Origin of the sequence: Natrarchaeobaculum aegyptiacum (assembly GCF_002156705.1) — an archaeon.
Taxonomy (GTDB): Archaea; Halobacteriota; Halobacteria; order Halobacteriales; family Natrialbaceae; genus Natrarchaeobaculum; species Natrarchaeobaculum aegyptiacum.
This window is the reverse complement of record NZ_CP019893.1, coordinates 1,116,452-1,131,622: the sequence shown is the minus strand read 5'-3', so window position 1 is coordinate 1,131,622 and position 15,171 is coordinate 1,116,452. Positions and strand designations below refer to the sequence as shown.

Sequence of the window (15,171 nt, the reverse complement as noted above, 5' to 3'; positions counted from 1 at the left end):
TGGGTGTTCATACGATAGCCGTGTCGCGTCAGGTGCAACTCGCACGATATCCGTCGCGTCTGGGGAGACTCCGCACAATAGCCAAGTGGTCCCGGGTGGACGAGTCATTCGCGTGAACAGTTCCGACCGAACGGCCCCCGAGACGGCCATCGACGAGGAAGCCGAGCCACAGCAGCGGACGGTCACGTTCACCGGGCCACGAACCGCCGTGGTCGAGCGCGGCCCCGTCCCCGAACCCGGTCCCGGCGAGGTCCTCGTCGAGGCCGCCGTCTCGGCCATCAGCGCCGGCACCGAGGGACTTCTCTATCGCGACGAGGCCCCGACGGAGCTGCCGGCAGACGAGTCGATCGACGCGCTCGAGGGAGACCTGTCGTACCCACTTTCCTACGGTTACGCCGTCGTCGGTCGCGTCCGGGCCGTCGGCGCGGAGGTCTCCGCGTCGTGGCTGGACCGGCGGGTCTTCGCGTACAATCCCCACGAGAGTCACTTCCTCGCCGACCCGGCCGACCTCGTCCCGGTGCCCGAGACCGTCTCGACGGAGACCGCGGCCCTGTTCGCCAACGTGGAGTCGGCCGTCACGTTCGTCCTCGACGGCGAACCGCTGCTGGGAGAGCGGGCGGTCGTCCTCGGCCAGGGCGTCGTCGGGCTGTTGACCACGGGGATACTCGCACAGACGCCGCTGGATTCGCTCGTGACCGTCGACCTGCACGCGAAGCGTCGTCGCCTCTCCGAACGGCTCGGGGCCGACCGGGCGATCCCGCCAGCCGAGGACCCGGCGGCGGTTCTCACGTCGACCGGTGACGAACGGGCGGACCTGACCTACGAACTGACGGGCTGTCCCGACGCCCTCGACGACGCGATCGCGGCGACGGGCTACGACGGCCGGGTGATCGTCGGCTCGTGGTACGGCCGCACCCCCGTCTCGGTCGACCTCGGCGGACGCTTCCACCGCGACCGGATCGACGTGCGCTCGAGCCAGGTGAGCACGATCGCCCCCCGACACCGAGGTCGATACGACCGCGAGCGCCGCCACGAGATCGCCTGGAACTGGCTGAAGCGGCTAGATCTGGAGCCGCTGGTCACCCACCGCGTTCCGGTCGAGTCCGCTGGCGAGGCCTACCGCTTGCTCGAGGAGCGTCCGGAAGAGACGCTGCAGGTGTTGGTAACGTACGATGGGAGTAGCGGGATAGAGAGTTCGTGAGAGCGAAATCGAAACCGAGACCGAGATCGAACTCCTGAGAGCGAGGGGACCGTTTATGGACGACTCGCCTGTATCTAGGGGCATGTACACCGTGTCGGTCTCACGGTCGTTCGTCGCCCAGCACTCCCTCACGGTGCCCGACCCCGGCCCCGAAGGCGACCGTCACTCCCACCACTACACGCTCGAGGTGACCGTCGGCTCGCCGGACCTCGACGCCTACGGCTACGTCGTCGACATCGACCATCTGACGGCCGCCGTCGACGACGTGGCCGAGGAGTTCCGGGACCAGACGCTCAACGACCACCCAGCCTTCGACGGGCTGAATCCGAGCGTCGAGCACTTCGCCCGCGTCGTCGCCGACTCGCTGGCGGCGGACCCACGAATATCGTCCGATCGGGTCCGGACGCTCCGGGTCGCCATCGACGAAGACGACGTCGCACGGGTAAGCTACGAACGAGAGTTGACCGAAGAGGCGCTCTCGGACTGAGATCGTGCACGTCGGACTCGTCGTCTACGGCGGCCTCGAGGAAATCTCCGGTGGCTTTCGCTACGACAGGCGGCTGGTCGCCCACCTCGAGCGACAGGGTGACGACGTGGAGGTCGTCGCGTTACCCTGGCGGTCGTACGGACGGCACCTGCTCGATGGGGGCTCACAGTCGGTCCGGGAACGGCTCGACCGCCCGTTCGACGTGCTGCTGCAGGACGAACTCTGTCACCCGTCGCTGTGGCACCATACCGGTCGGCTCGAGCGTCCCGGAGCAATCGTCTCGCTCGTGCACTTGCTGCGGTCCGGCCCATCGAGTCGGTCCCGCCACCGGCTCGATCCGCGACGACTCGTGGAAGCCGCGGTCGAGCGTCGCTATCTCCGGTGCGTCGACGCCGCAGTCTGTACGAGCCGTGATACGCGCGATCGGGTTGCGAAACTCGCCGACGTGCCGACGCTCGTGGCACCGCCCGCTGGACGCGTCGAGGGGGTCGCACTCGGCGTCGAGCAGGTCGAGGCGCGTGCCCGGACGGCCGGACCGCTCCGGGTGGCTTTCCTCGGGAACGTGATCCCGCGAAAGGGGCTCCCGACGCTGCTCGAGGGCCTCGACCGGGCGGCTTGCGCGTGGGAACTCACCGTCGTCGGATGCCTCGAGGCCGATTCCGGACACGCGGAGTCGGTGTCCGCGACGGTCGCCGAGGCCGGGCTGGACGACCGCGTCACGTTCGCCGGCGAGGTGAGCGACGCGAGGCTCGCGTCGATCCTCGAGTGCCAGCACGTCCTCGCCGTTCCCGCGACCTACGAGGGGTTCGGGATGGCGTATCTCGAGGCGATGGAGTACGGCGTCGTCCCGATCGCGAGCGCGGTCGGCGGGGCGCGCGAGTTCGTCGACCACGGGCGGAACGGCTACCTCGTCGAACCGGGCACGCCGGGCGCAATCACCGCCATCGTCGAGCGGCTGGCGAGTGATCGCGACCGCCTCGCGGCGCTGGGCGCGACCGCCCTCGAGACGGCGGCGTGCCACCCGACGTGGGAGGAGACGATGGGGACCGTTCGGCAGTTTCTCGAGCAGCAGGTGACTCGGAGCCAGCGGAATCGGGCGTCCGGAACGCCGAAGGACGGACGGCTCGAGCGTGGATCATCCGGCGGCGGCCTCGAGCGGCACACGTCCGGCGGTGATCGCCTGTGAGTACCTTCGGGGCGTACCTCGAGGCCAGACGGCCGGTCGACGACCGTGCCCTCGACGACCGCGTCTTCGAGCAGTTCGCGGCGGCGCTGGCAGCGCACTCGGCGGGGGACGACGAGCCCCTTCGGATCGTCGAGGTCGGTGGTGGAATCGGAACGATGATCGCCCGCCTCGTCGAGCGGAACGTCCTCGCTGGTTCGGTCCGGTACCGACTGATCGACCGCGAGGCGGCCCTCGTCGACCGGGCGCGAGAGGTGCTCCCCGACTGGCTCGAGGCGGCTGGCTGTACCGTCGAGCGAACGCCGACCGGACTGGTGGCGCGCTCGCGCCCCCAATCTGTGGCGTCGGGTTCGGCCCCCGGACTGGAACTCGAGGTGATCCTCGAGGTCGGCGACGCCTTCACCGTCTCGACCGACGGGACCGGGGCCGACGCCGTCATCGTCTCGGCAGTTTTCGACCTCGTGGACCTCGAGCGGGCGCTCCCGTGGCTCGCGTCGGCCCTGCAACCGGGTGGCCTCTGCTACGCGCCGCTGACCTACGACGGCGCGACCGGCTTCGCACCGGTGGACCCGCTCGACGACCGCCTCGAGCGGCTCTACCACCGCCACATGGACGAGATTCGCGACGAGCCGGGGGGCAGCCGCGCCGGCAGGCGACTCGTGGGGTCTCTCGAGCGCGACGACCAGCCGTTCTGCGTGCTCGCAGTCGGTGGGTCGGACTGGGTCCTGCGGCCCCACGAGCGCTCGTCTACGGTCGCATCGGCCGAACGGGTCGTCCTCGGCCACCTGCTCGAGACGATCGACGACGCGCTCGCTGACGTTCCTGTGTCGACGGTCGAACAACGGACCCGCCAGCGGTGGCGCGACCGGCGGGAGCGCGAACTCGAGGCCGGTGAACTGACGGCGTTCGTCCGGCACGTGGACGTCCTCGCGAGACGAGACTCGAGTGGCGAGTGATCGTGCGGTGTCAGACCAGGAAGGTGGTACGAGTGGGTAACGCGGTACGTGTCGTATGACCTCTGGCAGGAACGCGAGGTTCGACTGATTAGTATCCTAACGTATTTTACAGTTGGTTTCGAACGAGTAAACGCGCACGAAAGTGCGCAGAGCCGGGGTGCTTTGCTTGGAGGCGGGCACCCCAGCTCAACACGACTCCCGCGTGGCGGGAGCAAATCACGATTGACACCGGCGAAATAAAGACCTGCCGACGTCACCTCGAGCCCGATCACCACCGTCCGGGCCTCGAGTTCGATTTGCACTCGCTGCGTCGGAGATGACCATCATCACGACGCATGCCAGCACCAGCGACTATCCACTGCGACTGTGGCACCGATATTCCGACAGCACCAGCCGACGGCACGGTCACCTGCCCCGACTGTGACGTCGTGTTCGCCGCGAGAATCGTCGAACTGCCGCGAGATCACGACGGCTCGAGTCCCTTCCCCGGGATCCGCTCGATTCGGGGACCCTGAGGGCAGATTGAGTTATTTTTTGGGTGCTCGAGGGTGCCGACGTGATCTTCGAACAGATTGCCGACCACGACCAGATTCAGACCGATGACCGACGCTCGAGTAAGATTGGTCTGGCCTAGAGGCGTCGTTGATCAGTACGACCGAAAGCTGCTGTTTGCGACGAAACTCGATCGGTTGAGTCTAACTCGTGGCCGGACGATCGTCTACCAGTACACGCGTCCGTGCGTGTATGCCGATAGTTTCAAAGAGACGTGCTGAATAGAGAGCGCGAGTGTCGCACGGTCTTCGGCTTGATTTACGAACTTGGTGAACGGTCAGTACAGACGAAGGATTGCTCAATCGAAGGAAAATTATTATTCTAGCTATTTTCTCATTCACATAATGGTCTCTCTTCGAGAGGCGTCTCCTGAAGACGCAGCAGTAATGGCGCGTATTCAATCAGCGTCGCTCCGAGAGAACGGAGAAGAGTACTATACGGACGAACAGCTTGCGCTTCTGGCACCCGCTGAGCCAGATGCTGAGGCAATTCCTGAGGATGAGTTTACCGACGATTCGTGTCGTCCAATTATTGCTGAGTTGGATGGAGAGACCGTTGGCTGGGGAAGCATCCATCTCAAAGAGAACGTGCTGGCTGCAACATTTGTTGATCCCGACTACACGGGACAAGGAATCGGGCGCACAATCGTCGAAGAACTCGAAACACTCGCTCGACAGGAAGGCGTAGAGGAGCTGATCGTTCCTGCGTCGCTAAACGCTGTTGGCTTCTACGAAACACTCGGATACGAAAAACAGCGTGAAATCGATGCAGGTGGCCCCGAAACACCGGAGATACCGAGTATCGAACTGACGAAACAACTGTCCTAACTGCTCGATTCGCACTCTTCAGCGACCAGTTGATTCACCACTGATAGGTCAGAAGCAACGAACCACCTGTGCTGCATACACGCTCTGGATGTTGCACGCTTCTTCTGCCAACTGCAAGATAGATCGAGCGACGCGTGCTGAATAGATGGCGCGAATGTTGCACCAGTTCAGCCCGATCTACGAACGTGGTGAACGGTCAGGCAGGCAAACTACCTTCCTACTCAAAGAAGTTATCAACTCGGCCTATCAAAAACCCTGAAAGCGTAATTAGAATACTTCCCCACATCAACATAACCATCTCACCATCTGCTGCAGGGGCTAATTCCTGAATAATTGCCACTGTTCCGGCAATAACGGCTATTTGTAGACCAAGAATACCGACAAGAATTTTGTCAGAGGCCATAGAGCGAATGATATAAGATTGAAGTAAATGTCTTGCGGGAATCCGTCAGTCGCACATATAGTGAGTGGGTAGTTCACTTCTTTCGGTGTGAAATAAATAGGGTTGTGATGCTGTATCCATGCTCTGTATGCAGCACGACGCGCAAAACCTATCATCACTTGAGGATTTCAACAGAGCCGCGGAGACAGTCGGCCGGCGACTACTGCCCGGAAGCGACGAGTCGGCTCACCAGCTTCTGGTAGCCGATGGCGTAAACGCCCGCATAGAGCATCACCGCGCCGATGGCCGCGAGCCAGAGACCCACCGTGAGGTCGCCAGCGCCGACGTGCTGGAGACTCGTGTACTCCACGAGGACGCCGCCGATGGTGAGCGCGGCTGCGACGAGGGTGTAGAGGACGAGGACGAGCGATTCCGCGATGAGTTCTGGGTTCGCCGACGGCATTAGCTATCCGGAGACAGTCCGTCGTTGTAAACCTGTCCCCCAGGGATCGCGTTCTGTGCACCTCCGGACGCGACCGTTCTCCCTCGAGTCTCAGACCCCGGGCTGGTCACCGGGCGTCCACTCGAGACAGTGGAGTCGGTCGTCCTCGCTGGGGACGAACAGCTGGGAATCGCCGACTGCGGGCGTGTTCGTGACGGGGCCGTCGGTCGCGTAGTACCACCAGTGATCGTATCGGTGGGCGTCGATGCCGTATACCGCTCCCGTCGTGTCCGCGACGCAGACGACGCCGCCCACGACGACCGGCGTGGCGTGGACCTCTCCGTCGAGGGCCAGTCCCTTCTTCGAGAACAGCCACCCCCGGACCTTCCGCCGACCGAACGTCGTATCCGTGACGTGGACGTAGCCGTCCGAACCGCCGACGAAGGTGGTCCCCTCCTCGAGGTCGCCGGCGTCGGCCGTCGGCACCTCCTCGACCGACAGCGTCTCGCCTGCGAGGACGGCCGCCGACGAGGTCAAGCCCTCCCGATTCCTGTACGTGAACCACGACTGGCCCGTCTCGCCGTCGAGCGCCAGCAGCGTGCCGCCGTCGTCGGCGACGTACACCCGGTCGTCGACCACCGTCGGCCCGCCCGCGATCACGCCGCCGGTCGGCACCGTCCACGCCTCTTCGCCAGTCTCGGCCTCGAGCGCGAGGACCGTCTCCTCGTCCGTACCGACGAAGACCTGACTGGCTGGCCACTCGCGGTGGTCCGCGATGGCCGGCGCACCCGCAACTGCTCCTTCGGTCTCGTGGGTCCACAGGACCTCGCCAGTCGCGGGCTCGAGCGCCGACATGCCGGCGTCGTGGCCGGCGACCAGCAGACCGTCGGCGAACGCCGGCGCGGCCGCCAGCTCGCCCGGAAGCTTCGTCTCCCACAGATAGTCGCCCGTCTCGGGATCGACCGCGTGAATCGTCCCGTCCGCGGTCCCGAAGTACAGCCGTTCGTCGGTCCAGACCGGTGCCCACTCGGTCGAGAGCGTCGTGTCGATCGTGAACCGCCTTCGGCCCGTCTCCGCCTCGAGCGCGTAGAGATTCCCGTGGCTCGTCCCCACGTAGACCGTGTTCCGGCCACAGACAGGGGTCCCGACGGGGCCGGCGAGGTCGACCGTCCACGACGCCTCGATCTCGCGGGGCCCTTCGCGTTCGACCCGGACGTGGGAGTGACTGGCGTCACCGCCGTACTGGGTCCACCTCGGGTCCGCGTGCGGAGTAAACTCGCTCACTGCTCGGTCGTAATCAGTGAATCCGTATAATGGGGGTGGATTCGGCGTAGCTCTTCCGCTGGCTCTCACCGCTGCCTTCGCTCGAGCAGGTTGTACGACGCCGACCAGCGCAGTCGCTCGGGGATGTAAAATACTGCACTCAAGAGCCGATACCGCTGTGTCGAATTCCTGTTACAGGCGCTCGACGTTCGTCGCGCGCGGGCCCTTGGGGGCCTGCTCGATCTCGAACTCGAGTTCCTGTCCTTCTTCTAAGTCCGGGCCGCCGATGTCTTCCATGTGGAAGAAGACGTCCTCGTCCGCGTCCTCAGTCTCGATGAATCCGTAGCCGCCAGTGTCGTTGAAGAAATCAACGGTTCCTTTCGCCATTGCCTCTGAATAGAACCTCCGGATACGTATAAACGCTCCGGCTCGAGTCCACTTCGTGACTCGTTCCCTGCCGGAGTCGGTGCTATCACTCGACTGATCGACTGTCAGAACCGTGATCAGTGGGTGCCGAGTCGACGGCGCGAAGTACCTCGAGTCCGCGCTTCCTCGTATGACTGCTATTCGCGTCACCGTCGACGGTCGCGAACTCGAGGCCATCTGGACAGACGGCGCGCCGGAAACCCGCGCTGCGCTCGCAGACGCGCTCCCGGTCGCCGAGGAGGCGATCCGCTGGGGCGACGAACTCTACGTCGACCTCTCACTCGAGGCACCGCCGGAGAACGCCCGCGAGGTCGTCCCCGACGGGACGATCGCCTACTGGCCAGCCGGTGAGAAACTCTGCCTGTTCTGGGGGCCCACACCGGCCAGCGTCGGGGACGAACCACGGGCTGCGGCACCGGTCACCGTAGTGGCCGAACTCGTGGACACCGATCCGCTCGCGGATCTCGAGGGTGGGGCGCGGGTTCGACTCGAGGTCCTCGAGTCCGACTAGGTGAGCACCGAAATCGTTGTAAAATCGACCTGCATACTGGCTCGACGATGGAGTCGATCGACCTCGAGGACGACGTGTACGAACGGCTGCGACGCAGCAAACGGAACGACGAGACCGTCAGTGACGTCGTCGACAGACTGTGCGACGAATCATCTCGGGACTGGCGTGACGGGTTCGGGACGCTCTCGGAGTCGGACGCTGCAGAACTCGAACGGATCGTCACGGGGCTTCGGGACGGTCGTCCCGAGAACTGATTACTTCCCCCAGAACGGGTCGCGCTTGCGCAACTTCTCGAGATACATGTTCAGCGCCTCGAGTTCGTCGCCGGGGATCTCGTCGGTCAGTTCCTGCTCTAAGATTTTGGCGTGCTTTTCAGGGAGTTCGGTCCAGAGGACGTCGTCTTCTTCGATCTGGCGACCGACTGTCGGGCCGTCGATGGCGACGGAGACGCGGTCGCCGGCCCGCGCTTCGTCGACGTCTTCGCCCTGGTCCTGAATCCCCTTGACCTGCCCGACGCGGTCTGGCTCGTTGCCCTCGAACTTGACGACGTTCGTGTTGTTCTGGAGGGTGCCGCTGTAGACTTCGACGCCGACGACCGCGGGGTCGTTCTGCCGGAAGGTATGGTCGGGGAGGATCCGGAACCGGGCGGGTCGGGTGATGTTCTCGAGGATGGTGTCCTGCTGGGCGCGTTCGATCTCCTCGACGAACTCCTCGTACTCCTCGATCACCTGGTAGATGACGGCGTCGGTGAAGATCGTCACGTCGTCGACCTCCGCGCGGTGGGCGGCGTCGTCGAGTACGTCGACGTTGAACCCGAGGATCACCTGCTGTTTCGGGTCCTCGGCGGTCGAGGCGACCGAGACGTCACGCGGGGCGACGTCGCCGACTTCCGCGCGGACGATCGGTACCTCCGCTTCCTCGAGTGCGTCGGCCATCGCCTCGAGACTGCCGAGCGTGTCGGCCTTGACGACGACGCCCTGTTCTTCGGTGTCGACGGCGATGTCTGCGAGTTCGGCCTGCACCTCCGTCTCGACGGTCTCTACGTCCCGGTTCCGGACGACGCGGACGGGCGCGCCGGCCATCGCGTCTCCGAGGTCGGGTGCGGCGACCTTGATCCCGGCGGCGGCACCGACCTCGTCGACCTGTTCGAACCGGCTTTCGGTGCGGATTTCCGCGAGCGGGCGGGGCTGGAGCAACGCGCGAACGTCGGTGACGATCGGGTCGTTCTGCCCGCCGACGACGATCGTGTCGTCCGCGCGGATCGTGCCGTCGTAGAGGACGATGTCGACCGTCGTCCCGAAGCCTTTCTCCTCTTTGACCTCGAGGACGGTGCCGACGCCCGGTCCCTGAACGTCGATCTCCATCTCCTCTTTCATGTATCGCTGGGAGAGTCCCATCATGACGGCGAGGAGGTCCGGGACGCCCTCACCGGTCATCGCGGAAACGGGCACGACGCCGACGTTGCGCTGGAAGTTCTGCACCCGCCAGTAGAGGTCGGCGGAGAAGCCCTCGTCGGAGAGATTACCGATGATCTTGTAGAGACTTTCGTCGAGCCGGGAGGTCACGCGGTCGGTCTGGGACTCGTAGGTCGCGTTGATCGGCGTATCCTCGTTCGCGTTCCAGCCGGGGACGGTGTCGATCTTGTTCGCCGCGACGATAAACGGCGTCTGGGAGCGCTTGAGGATGTCCAGGGCCTCGAGCGTCTGTGGCTGGAAGCCGTCGTTGACGTCGACGACGAGGATGGCGATGTCGGCGAGCGCGCCCCCGCGTGAGCGAAGTGTCGTAAAGGAGTGGTGACCCGGCGTGTCGATAAACAGCAGGCCGGGGAGGTCGAAGTCGTCCGGATTGACGAGGTCACCGGCAATCGAGGAGACGACGTCGAGCGGCACGGCTGTCGCGCCGATGTGCTGGGTAATCGCACCTGCTTCACCCTCGATGACCGCGGAGCCGCGGATCTTGTCGAGGAGACTCGTCTTACCGTGATCGACGTGTCCGAGGACGGCGACGATCGGGGTCCTGAGAGACGTGGGGTCGCGCGTATCCGTATCAGTGTCCGACATGATGAACCACCCAAAAGGTCTTACCTAGTGCGTCCCTCGGGCGGTAGTTAAACCCATCGTCATGCGGGCTCTTTCGGCAGTGTCGACGAACGCACTCGCGTTTCGACTCCAGCGTCGCTCCCGGGTCTCGCTCGAGCCTGCCCCGTGGTTTTTAATACCGACTAGTCAGTACGGGGTAGCATGAGCAACGTACTCGCGGAGAACCTCTCGGACAAGGCGGTCATGGGTTCGGACGGCACCGAGCTCGGCGGCCTCCACAACATCACGATGGACCTCACCACGGGGCGACTCCACGACCTGATCGTCGACCCGGACGAAGACGTGCCGGCCCACTCGATCGACTTCGAGGTCGACGAGGAGGGTCGCTTTCGCGTCCCCGTCAACCGCGTTCAGGCGGTGAAAGACTACATCGTCGTCAAACGCTAACGGTATGTACGTTCTCGACTCGTCGGCTTTTATTCACGATTTTCACACGACCGAACAGACAGCGACCATCCCGCTCGTCCGCGAGGAACTCGAGGACGAGAGCGCCTATCGCTTCGACGCGATGGAAGGCTCCGGGATGCACATCCACATTCCCAACGAGGACACCACCGAGAAGGTTCGCCGCGCGGCGCGGGAATCCGGCGACCTCGAGGTCCTCTCCGACACCGACGTTCGGCTCGTCGCGGCCAGTTTCGAACTCGACGCGACGCTCGTCACGGACGACTACGCGATGCAGAACGTCGCGGAGAAGCTGAACGTCGAGGTGGAGGTGATCGCCCGCGAAGGCATCGACGAACAGCGCCACTGGCACTACCAGTGTCAGGGCTGTGGCCGGGAGTTCGACGAGCAGAAGGATCGCTGCCCGATCTGTGGGAGCGATCTGGCACGGAAGAATCCACAGTAGTGCGCCACTCGTCTGTTGCTGCCGGGTGTCTCACGGCAGGGAACGGCACCCGTGACAGGGCTCACCAGAGGACGACCATGGTAAACTGGACGGCGTTGAACGCCCCGTGAGCGATCGCGGGCACGAGCAGGTTTTCCGTCCGTTCGTAGATCGTCCCGAGCACGAGCGACAGGCCGAACACCATCGCGAGGCTCGCCAGCAGGAGTCCAGCACCCGCCGTCGCGTACGCCTGGGCGTGGACGAGTGCGAAGGCGACGCTCGTGACGACGACCGCACCGTACCGCGAGAACGTCTCGTAGAGGGATTTCTGGACGACGTTCCGGTACAGCAGTTCCTCGAACGGCCCGACCACGAGGAACATCGCTGGCAGGATCACCCACAGCAACTCGGGATTTTCCTCGACTGCGAGGATGGTTCCGTGGTCGGCCGCCTCCATCCCGGTCGCGGACATGACCCACGACCCGGCCAGCAAGACGACGAAGAGGACGATCAGCCCGGCGATGGTCCACCCGGCGTCACGGAGCGTCGGCACCGCCAGATCCAGAAACGATCGGTCGCGGTCGTACCAGGCGAGATAGCCGGCGGCGACGCTTCCGAGGCCGACCGCGAAGGCGAGGTACGACAGCAGCTGTAGTTGCAGTTCGGAGAGGTCACCGAGAAGGGCGAACGCGGGAACCGCGAGCAGGTTCATCGCGATAGCGATCGCGAGCAGGCCGAGTACGCCGACAGCGATCGCTTCGACCAGCCGGAGCGTCCGGCGTTTCACTTCGTGAGCAGAGAGGGAGGCGGCGTCGGCGACGCCGAGGCCGACGACTGCCGCCCCGAGAACGAACGTAGCGGCCATCGACGGGATCGGCTCGAGCCCGGGCACCGGGAGGTCGACTGCGCCGGTGGCGCCCCGGTTGATCGCGTATCCCGAGAGCAGGAGCGTCACCAGCCCCGAGCCGGCAGCAAGCGGACCGCTGGTGCGACCCCGAAGCAGGGCGAACCGGCGACCGAGGAATGCCACCGTCGCGAAGAGAGCCGCCAGCGTGGTGGCGACCACCGCGAGTGCGTCGATGTCCGCTCCCGGCTCCATTCCCTGTCCGAGCGGGACCGCAGCGGTGACGAGCGTCAGCGTAGCGACGACGAGCCCGAGCAACTGGACCACGCCCGCGTCACTCGAGCCGACCGTCGTCTCCGGGTCGGCAGCGGGGTCGTCGCCCGTGCCGGTCGTCTCGGTCATTGTCTACCGATTCGGCTCGGTAGTGAAAGGGACACCGTTCCAGGACCCCAGTGCGTGATCCCCGATCTTACGGTCCGAAACGTCCGACGCTGGGCCGCCGACGCCGGGGGATCGGCCCCTCGAGTCCGACCTGCTACCGCTCGATTCGCAGTTCGGTCTTCTCGGCGACGGCGTCGGCCTCCTCGAAGTCACCTCCGCCCAGCAGGCCGCGGGTGGCCTTTTTGGCCCACTCGACGGCCGGCTGTTCGAACGTGTTCACGCCGTAGAGTTCTCCCGCGAGCACGCAGGCGGCTTCCATCCCGTAGAGGAGCCCTCCGAGTTCGTGGGCGTCGACGCGCTCGAGTTCGATCCGGACGTTCGGCTGGCCGGCGGCGGCGAGGCTGGCCTCGGTGGCCTCGAACTCGGCCTCGAGCAACTCGCCGAGGGTCGCGTCGCCGAGGTAGGCGAGGTCTTCGACCTCCGTCGACGGAATCGGGCGATCCTCTCGTTCGCGAGGGGTGACGAACGTGACGAGCTTGTCGCTCGGTCCTGCGCGGTAGAGCTGGAGCTGGGAGTGCTGGTCGGTCGCCCCGAGCGCGCGCACCGGGGTCTGCCCGAGGTCGTCCTTGCCGAGACTCTCGGCCCACAGCTGGGCGAACCACTCGGCGTAGGTCTCGAGCGATTCGGCGTAAGGCATCATCGCGTTCACGCCGGCTCCGCGCTGGTCGAGCGCGTAACTCGTCGCGCCGTAGGCGTAGGCGGGACACTCGAAGAGCGATCCCGTCAGCGTCTCGCGTTCGGCGGCCGCCCCCTCGAGGATCGCCTCGAGGTCGAGGTTGCAGGCTGCGGCGGCGACGAGTCCAACGGCCGACAGCGCGGAGTAGCGGCCGGGGACGCCGTCGGGGACCCGCAGGGAAGGCAGGTCGTGTCGGTCGGCCAGATCACGGAGCGGGCCGGACTCGCCGGTCGTGACGATCGTTCGCTCGGTCCAGTCGACACCTGCCGATTCGAAGGCCTCGCGGACGACGAGGAAGTTCGCCAGCGTTTCGGCGGTCGTCCCCGAGCGCGAGACGACGTTGATCGCCGTCGACTCGAGTGGCAGGGCCTCGAGGTGGCCCGTTACCCAGTCGGGATCGACGTTGTCGAGGAAGACCGTCTCGGTGCCGTCGCCCTCGAGAGCGTCGACGAGCGTCGCCGCGCCCAGCGCGCTGCCGCCGATGCCGACGGTCACGAGCGCGTCACAGTCGGCCACCGGCGCGACGGCCGCCCGGATCTCGTCGGGATCGGTTCGCCCCGGGAGGTTCAGCGCCTCGTAGCCGTGTACGCCGTCTGCCATCCCCCGTTCGATACGTCCGTGAGCCGCGGCAACCTGCTCGTCGAGTCGCTCGAGGCTCGCTCTCGAGACGCCCGGTGAGGCGACCGACGCGAGCGCGTTGCCGATGTCGACGTCCATATTACAGCAGGTGACGGCGGGGGGCAAAGGCGTTCCGCGATGGGTCGGGGTGATCCACCGGTCGTCCCGACTCGCTCCCACCACAGTATCACTCGCGAACGTTGTTGTCTCCACACTTACAGCACGATCACGCTGTGGATTCCCGAACCTCGGTTTTCCCCCACCCCCACCGTGTGTAGGAACTACCCTTACACCCCCGGAAGGACTAGAGTTGTCAGAGACCACGCCATGTCCGATCATAGACCCACCGAACCCGTCGACATCCTCCTCGTCGAGGACAACCCGGGTGACGTTCGACTGACGAAGGAGGCGTTCAAGTCGATCGACGCGAAGGTCGAGTTCCACACCGTCATGGACGGGAAGGCGGCTACGGAGTACTTCGACCTCTGTGAGAGCGAGGCGAAAACGCCCAGCCCCGACCTCGTCTTGCTCGACCTGAACCTCCCGCGCATGGATGGCTTCACGATCCTCGAGTTGCTCCGGTCGGAACTCGAGTACCCGCCGCCGCCGATCCTCGTCCTCTCGAGTTCGGCGGCCCACGAGGACGTTCTCGAGAGTTACGATCGGGCGGCCAACGCTTACCTGACCAAGCCCGACCATCCGGACGAGTTCGACGCGCTCGCACAGGCCATCGAGGAGTTCTGGATCGACGCCGTTCAGCATCCACCCACGCCGGCGTGAGTCGGGGAGGCGTACCGCCGGGCGCGCCGAGAGTCGAAACCCCGAAAGCCGTTCGCGTCCTACGCTCGCCTATGACCGAGAAGACGGGCACGTTCGTCGTCACGCACGCCGAGAGCGAGTCGGCCGTCGTCCGCGACGTCGAGACCGCACAGGTCCACACGCTCGCGTCGAATCCCGGCCTCGAGATCCACGACGTTCTCGAGGCGACCGTCGCACCCGACCCGCCGCTCGAGGTCACCTGGCAGGTCGTCGAGGTCGGCGGGCGGCGACGGGTGGACCTCGTCGACAGCGACCTCGAGCCGACCCAGCACGCGAAGGAACTGGCAGCCGACGCCGCCGTCGGCGACCTCGTCACCGAACCGCGGGCCGGCACGGGCGAGATTCACGTCCTCTCGTTGCCCGAGAGCGAGGTCGAATCGGCCGCACGAGACGTCCTCGAGGACGAAGAGACGGTCTGCCGTGCCGCACGGCTCGAGGCGGTTCGCGTCGAGGTGCGCCGGTCGGCCGACGCCGGTATCCTGAGTATCCGGTATCTGCCCGATTGAACCCGAGAACGGGTGCCTGCCCACTCGATGCCGGTCGCCCGCCGTATCTCGTATCCGGTTCGTTGCTCTCCAGACCCGCGAAATCGACGCCGCCACCGAATCGTTCTGT

18 protein-coding genes and 1 pseudogene are annotated in these 15,171 nt (G+C 65.3%); 12 read left to right on the top strand and 7 right to left on the bottom strand.

Annotated features, from left to right (window positions below):
• Positions 1 to 148 precede the first annotated feature (148 nt).
• The 6 genes and pseudogenes from B1756_RS05690 (at position 149) to B1756_RS05665 (ending at position 5,206) form a co-directional block, all read left to right on the top strand.
• A complete protein-coding gene (locus tag B1756_RS05690; RefSeq protein WP_186336533.1) occupies positions 149 to 1,201 on the top strand; it encodes a zinc-binding dehydrogenase in 1,053 nt (350 codons plus the stop codon).
• An 82-nt stretch (positions 1,202 to 1,283) separates the two neighbouring features.
• Complete coding sequence (locus B1756_RS05685) at positions 1,284 to 1,688, top strand: 6-pyruvoyl trahydropterin synthase family protein (protein WP_086887670.1); 405 nt, start codon at positions 1,284 to 1,286, stop codon at positions 1,686 to 1,688.
• A gap of 4 nt (positions 1,689 to 1,692) precedes the next feature.
• Entirely contained in the window at positions 1,693 to 2,874 is a 1,182-nt protein-coding gene (locus B1756_RS05680; protein ID WP_086887669.1) for a glycosyltransferase family 4 protein, read from the top strand.
• Positions 2,871 to 3,827: a class I SAM-dependent methyltransferase gene (locus tag B1756_RS05675; RefSeq protein WP_086887668.1), complete on the top strand. Its 957-nt coding sequence runs from the start codon at positions 2,871 to 2,873 to the stop codon at positions 3,825 to 3,827. Before B1756_RS05680 ends, B1756_RS05675 begins: the two co-directional genes overlap by 4 nt.
• Positions 3,828 to 4,462: 635 nt before the next feature.
• Positions 4,463 to 4,582, top strand: a pseudogene (locus B1756_RS20200) (site-specific integrase); the annotation flags it as partial.
• A gap of 141 nt (positions 4,583 to 4,723) precedes the next feature.
• Positions 4,724 to 5,206 carry a GNAT family N-acetyltransferase gene (locus B1756_RS05665; RefSeq protein ID WP_086890060.1) on the top strand — a complete coding sequence of 161 codons (483 nt, stop codon included), beginning with the start codon at positions 4,724 to 4,726 and terminating at the stop codon, positions 5,204 to 5,206.
• A gap of 217 nt (positions 5,207 to 5,423) precedes the next feature.
• On the opposite strand, the gene B1756_RS05660 is transcribed toward B1756_RS05665, so the two are convergent.
• The 4 genes from B1756_RS05660 to B1756_RS05645 all read right to left on the bottom strand — a co-directional run bounded on the left by B1756_RS05660 (position 5,424) and on the right by B1756_RS05645 (position 7,680).
• On the bottom strand, positions 5,424 to 5,609 hold the full coding sequence (locus B1756_RS05660; protein WP_086887666.1) for a hypothetical protein: 186 nt from the start codon (positions 5,607 to 5,609) through the stop codon (positions 5,424 to 5,426).
• A 199-nt stretch (positions 5,610 to 5,808) separates the two neighbouring features.
• A complete protein-coding gene (locus tag B1756_RS05655) occupies positions 5,809 to 6,051 on the bottom strand; it encodes a DUF8151 family protein (RefSeq protein WP_086887665.1) in 243 nt (80 codons plus the stop codon).
• A gap of 90 nt (positions 6,052 to 6,141) precedes the next feature.
• On the bottom strand, positions 6,142 to 7,314 hold the full coding sequence (locus tag B1756_RS05650; protein ID WP_086887664.1) for a PQQ-binding-like beta-propeller repeat protein: 1,173 nt from the start codon (positions 7,312 to 7,314) through the stop codon (positions 6,142 to 6,144).
• A gap of 171 nt (positions 7,315 to 7,485) precedes the next feature.
• Positions 7,486 to 7,680 (bottom strand): cold-shock protein, encoded by a 195-nt coding sequence (locus B1756_RS05645; RefSeq protein WP_015319510.1) that lies wholly within the window; start codon positions 7,678 to 7,680, stop codon positions 7,486 to 7,488.
• A gap of 169 nt (positions 7,681 to 7,849) precedes the next feature.
• Here B1756_RS05645 and B1756_RS05640 point away from each other — a divergent pair, with 169 nt between their 5' ends.
• Positions 7,850 to 8,230, top strand: coding sequence for a cyclophilin-like family protein (locus tag B1756_RS05640; protein ID WP_086890059.1), 381 nt, complete (start codon positions 7,850 to 7,852; stop codon positions 8,228 to 8,230).
• A 47-nt stretch (positions 8,231 to 8,277) separates the two neighbouring features.
• Positions 8,278 to 8,484, top strand: coding sequence for an antitoxin VapB family protein (locus tag B1756_RS05635; RefSeq protein WP_086887663.1), 207 nt, complete (start codon positions 8,278 to 8,280; stop codon positions 8,482 to 8,484).
• Here the strand turns inward: B1756_RS05635 and infB are convergent, their stop codons facing one another.
• On the bottom strand, positions 8,485 to 10,290 hold the full coding sequence (gene infB / locus B1756_RS05630) for a translation initiation factor IF-2 (RefSeq protein ID WP_086887662.1): 1,806 nt from the start codon (positions 10,288 to 10,290) through the stop codon (positions 8,485 to 8,487).
• Between the two features lie 180 nt (positions 10,291 to 10,470).
• Here infB and B1756_RS05625 point away from each other — a divergent pair, with 180 nt between their 5' ends.
• Together B1756_RS05625 and B1756_RS05620 are read left to right on the top strand one after the other, a co-directional pair.
• Positions 10,471 to 10,716, top strand: a complete 246-nt coding sequence (locus B1756_RS05625; protein ID WP_086887661.1) for a PRC-barrel domain-containing protein — start codon at positions 10,471 to 10,473, stop codon at positions 10,714 to 10,716.
• Between the two features lie 4 nt (positions 10,717 to 10,720).
• Positions 10,721 to 11,179, top strand: a complete 459-nt coding sequence (locus B1756_RS05620; protein ID WP_086887660.1) for an NOB1 family endonuclease — start codon at positions 10,721 to 10,723, stop codon at positions 11,177 to 11,179.
• 61 nt (positions 11,180 to 11,240) lie between these two features.
• Here B1756_RS05620 and B1756_RS05615 read toward each other — a convergent pair whose 3' ends face one another.
• The gene (locus B1756_RS05615; protein ID WP_086887659.1) at positions 11,241 to 12,404 is read right to left on the bottom strand and encodes a CPBP family intramembrane glutamic endopeptidase; all 1,164 of its coding nucleotides are present in this window, start codon (positions 12,402 to 12,404) and stop codon (positions 11,241 to 11,243) included.
• 133 nt (positions 12,405 to 12,537) lie between these two features.
• Complete coding sequence (locus B1756_RS05610) at positions 12,538 to 13,836, bottom strand: glucose-6-phosphate isomerase (RefSeq protein ID WP_086887658.1); 1,299 nt, start codon at positions 13,834 to 13,836, stop codon at positions 12,538 to 12,540.
• A gap of 228 nt (positions 13,837 to 14,064) precedes the next feature.
• On the opposite strand from B1756_RS05610, the gene B1756_RS05605 reads away from it, so the two are divergent.
• The gene (locus tag B1756_RS05605; protein WP_086887657.1) at positions 14,065 to 14,517 is read left to right on the top strand and encodes a response regulator; all 453 of its coding nucleotides are present in this window, start codon (positions 14,065 to 14,067) and stop codon (positions 14,515 to 14,517) included.
• Positions 14,518 to 14,588: 71 nt separating this feature from the next.
• A complete protein-coding gene (locus B1756_RS05600; protein ID WP_086887656.1) occupies positions 14,589 to 15,062 on the top strand; it encodes a DUF5812 family protein in 474 nt (157 codons plus the stop codon).
• The last annotated feature ends 109 nt before the right edge of the window (positions 15,063 to 15,171 follow it).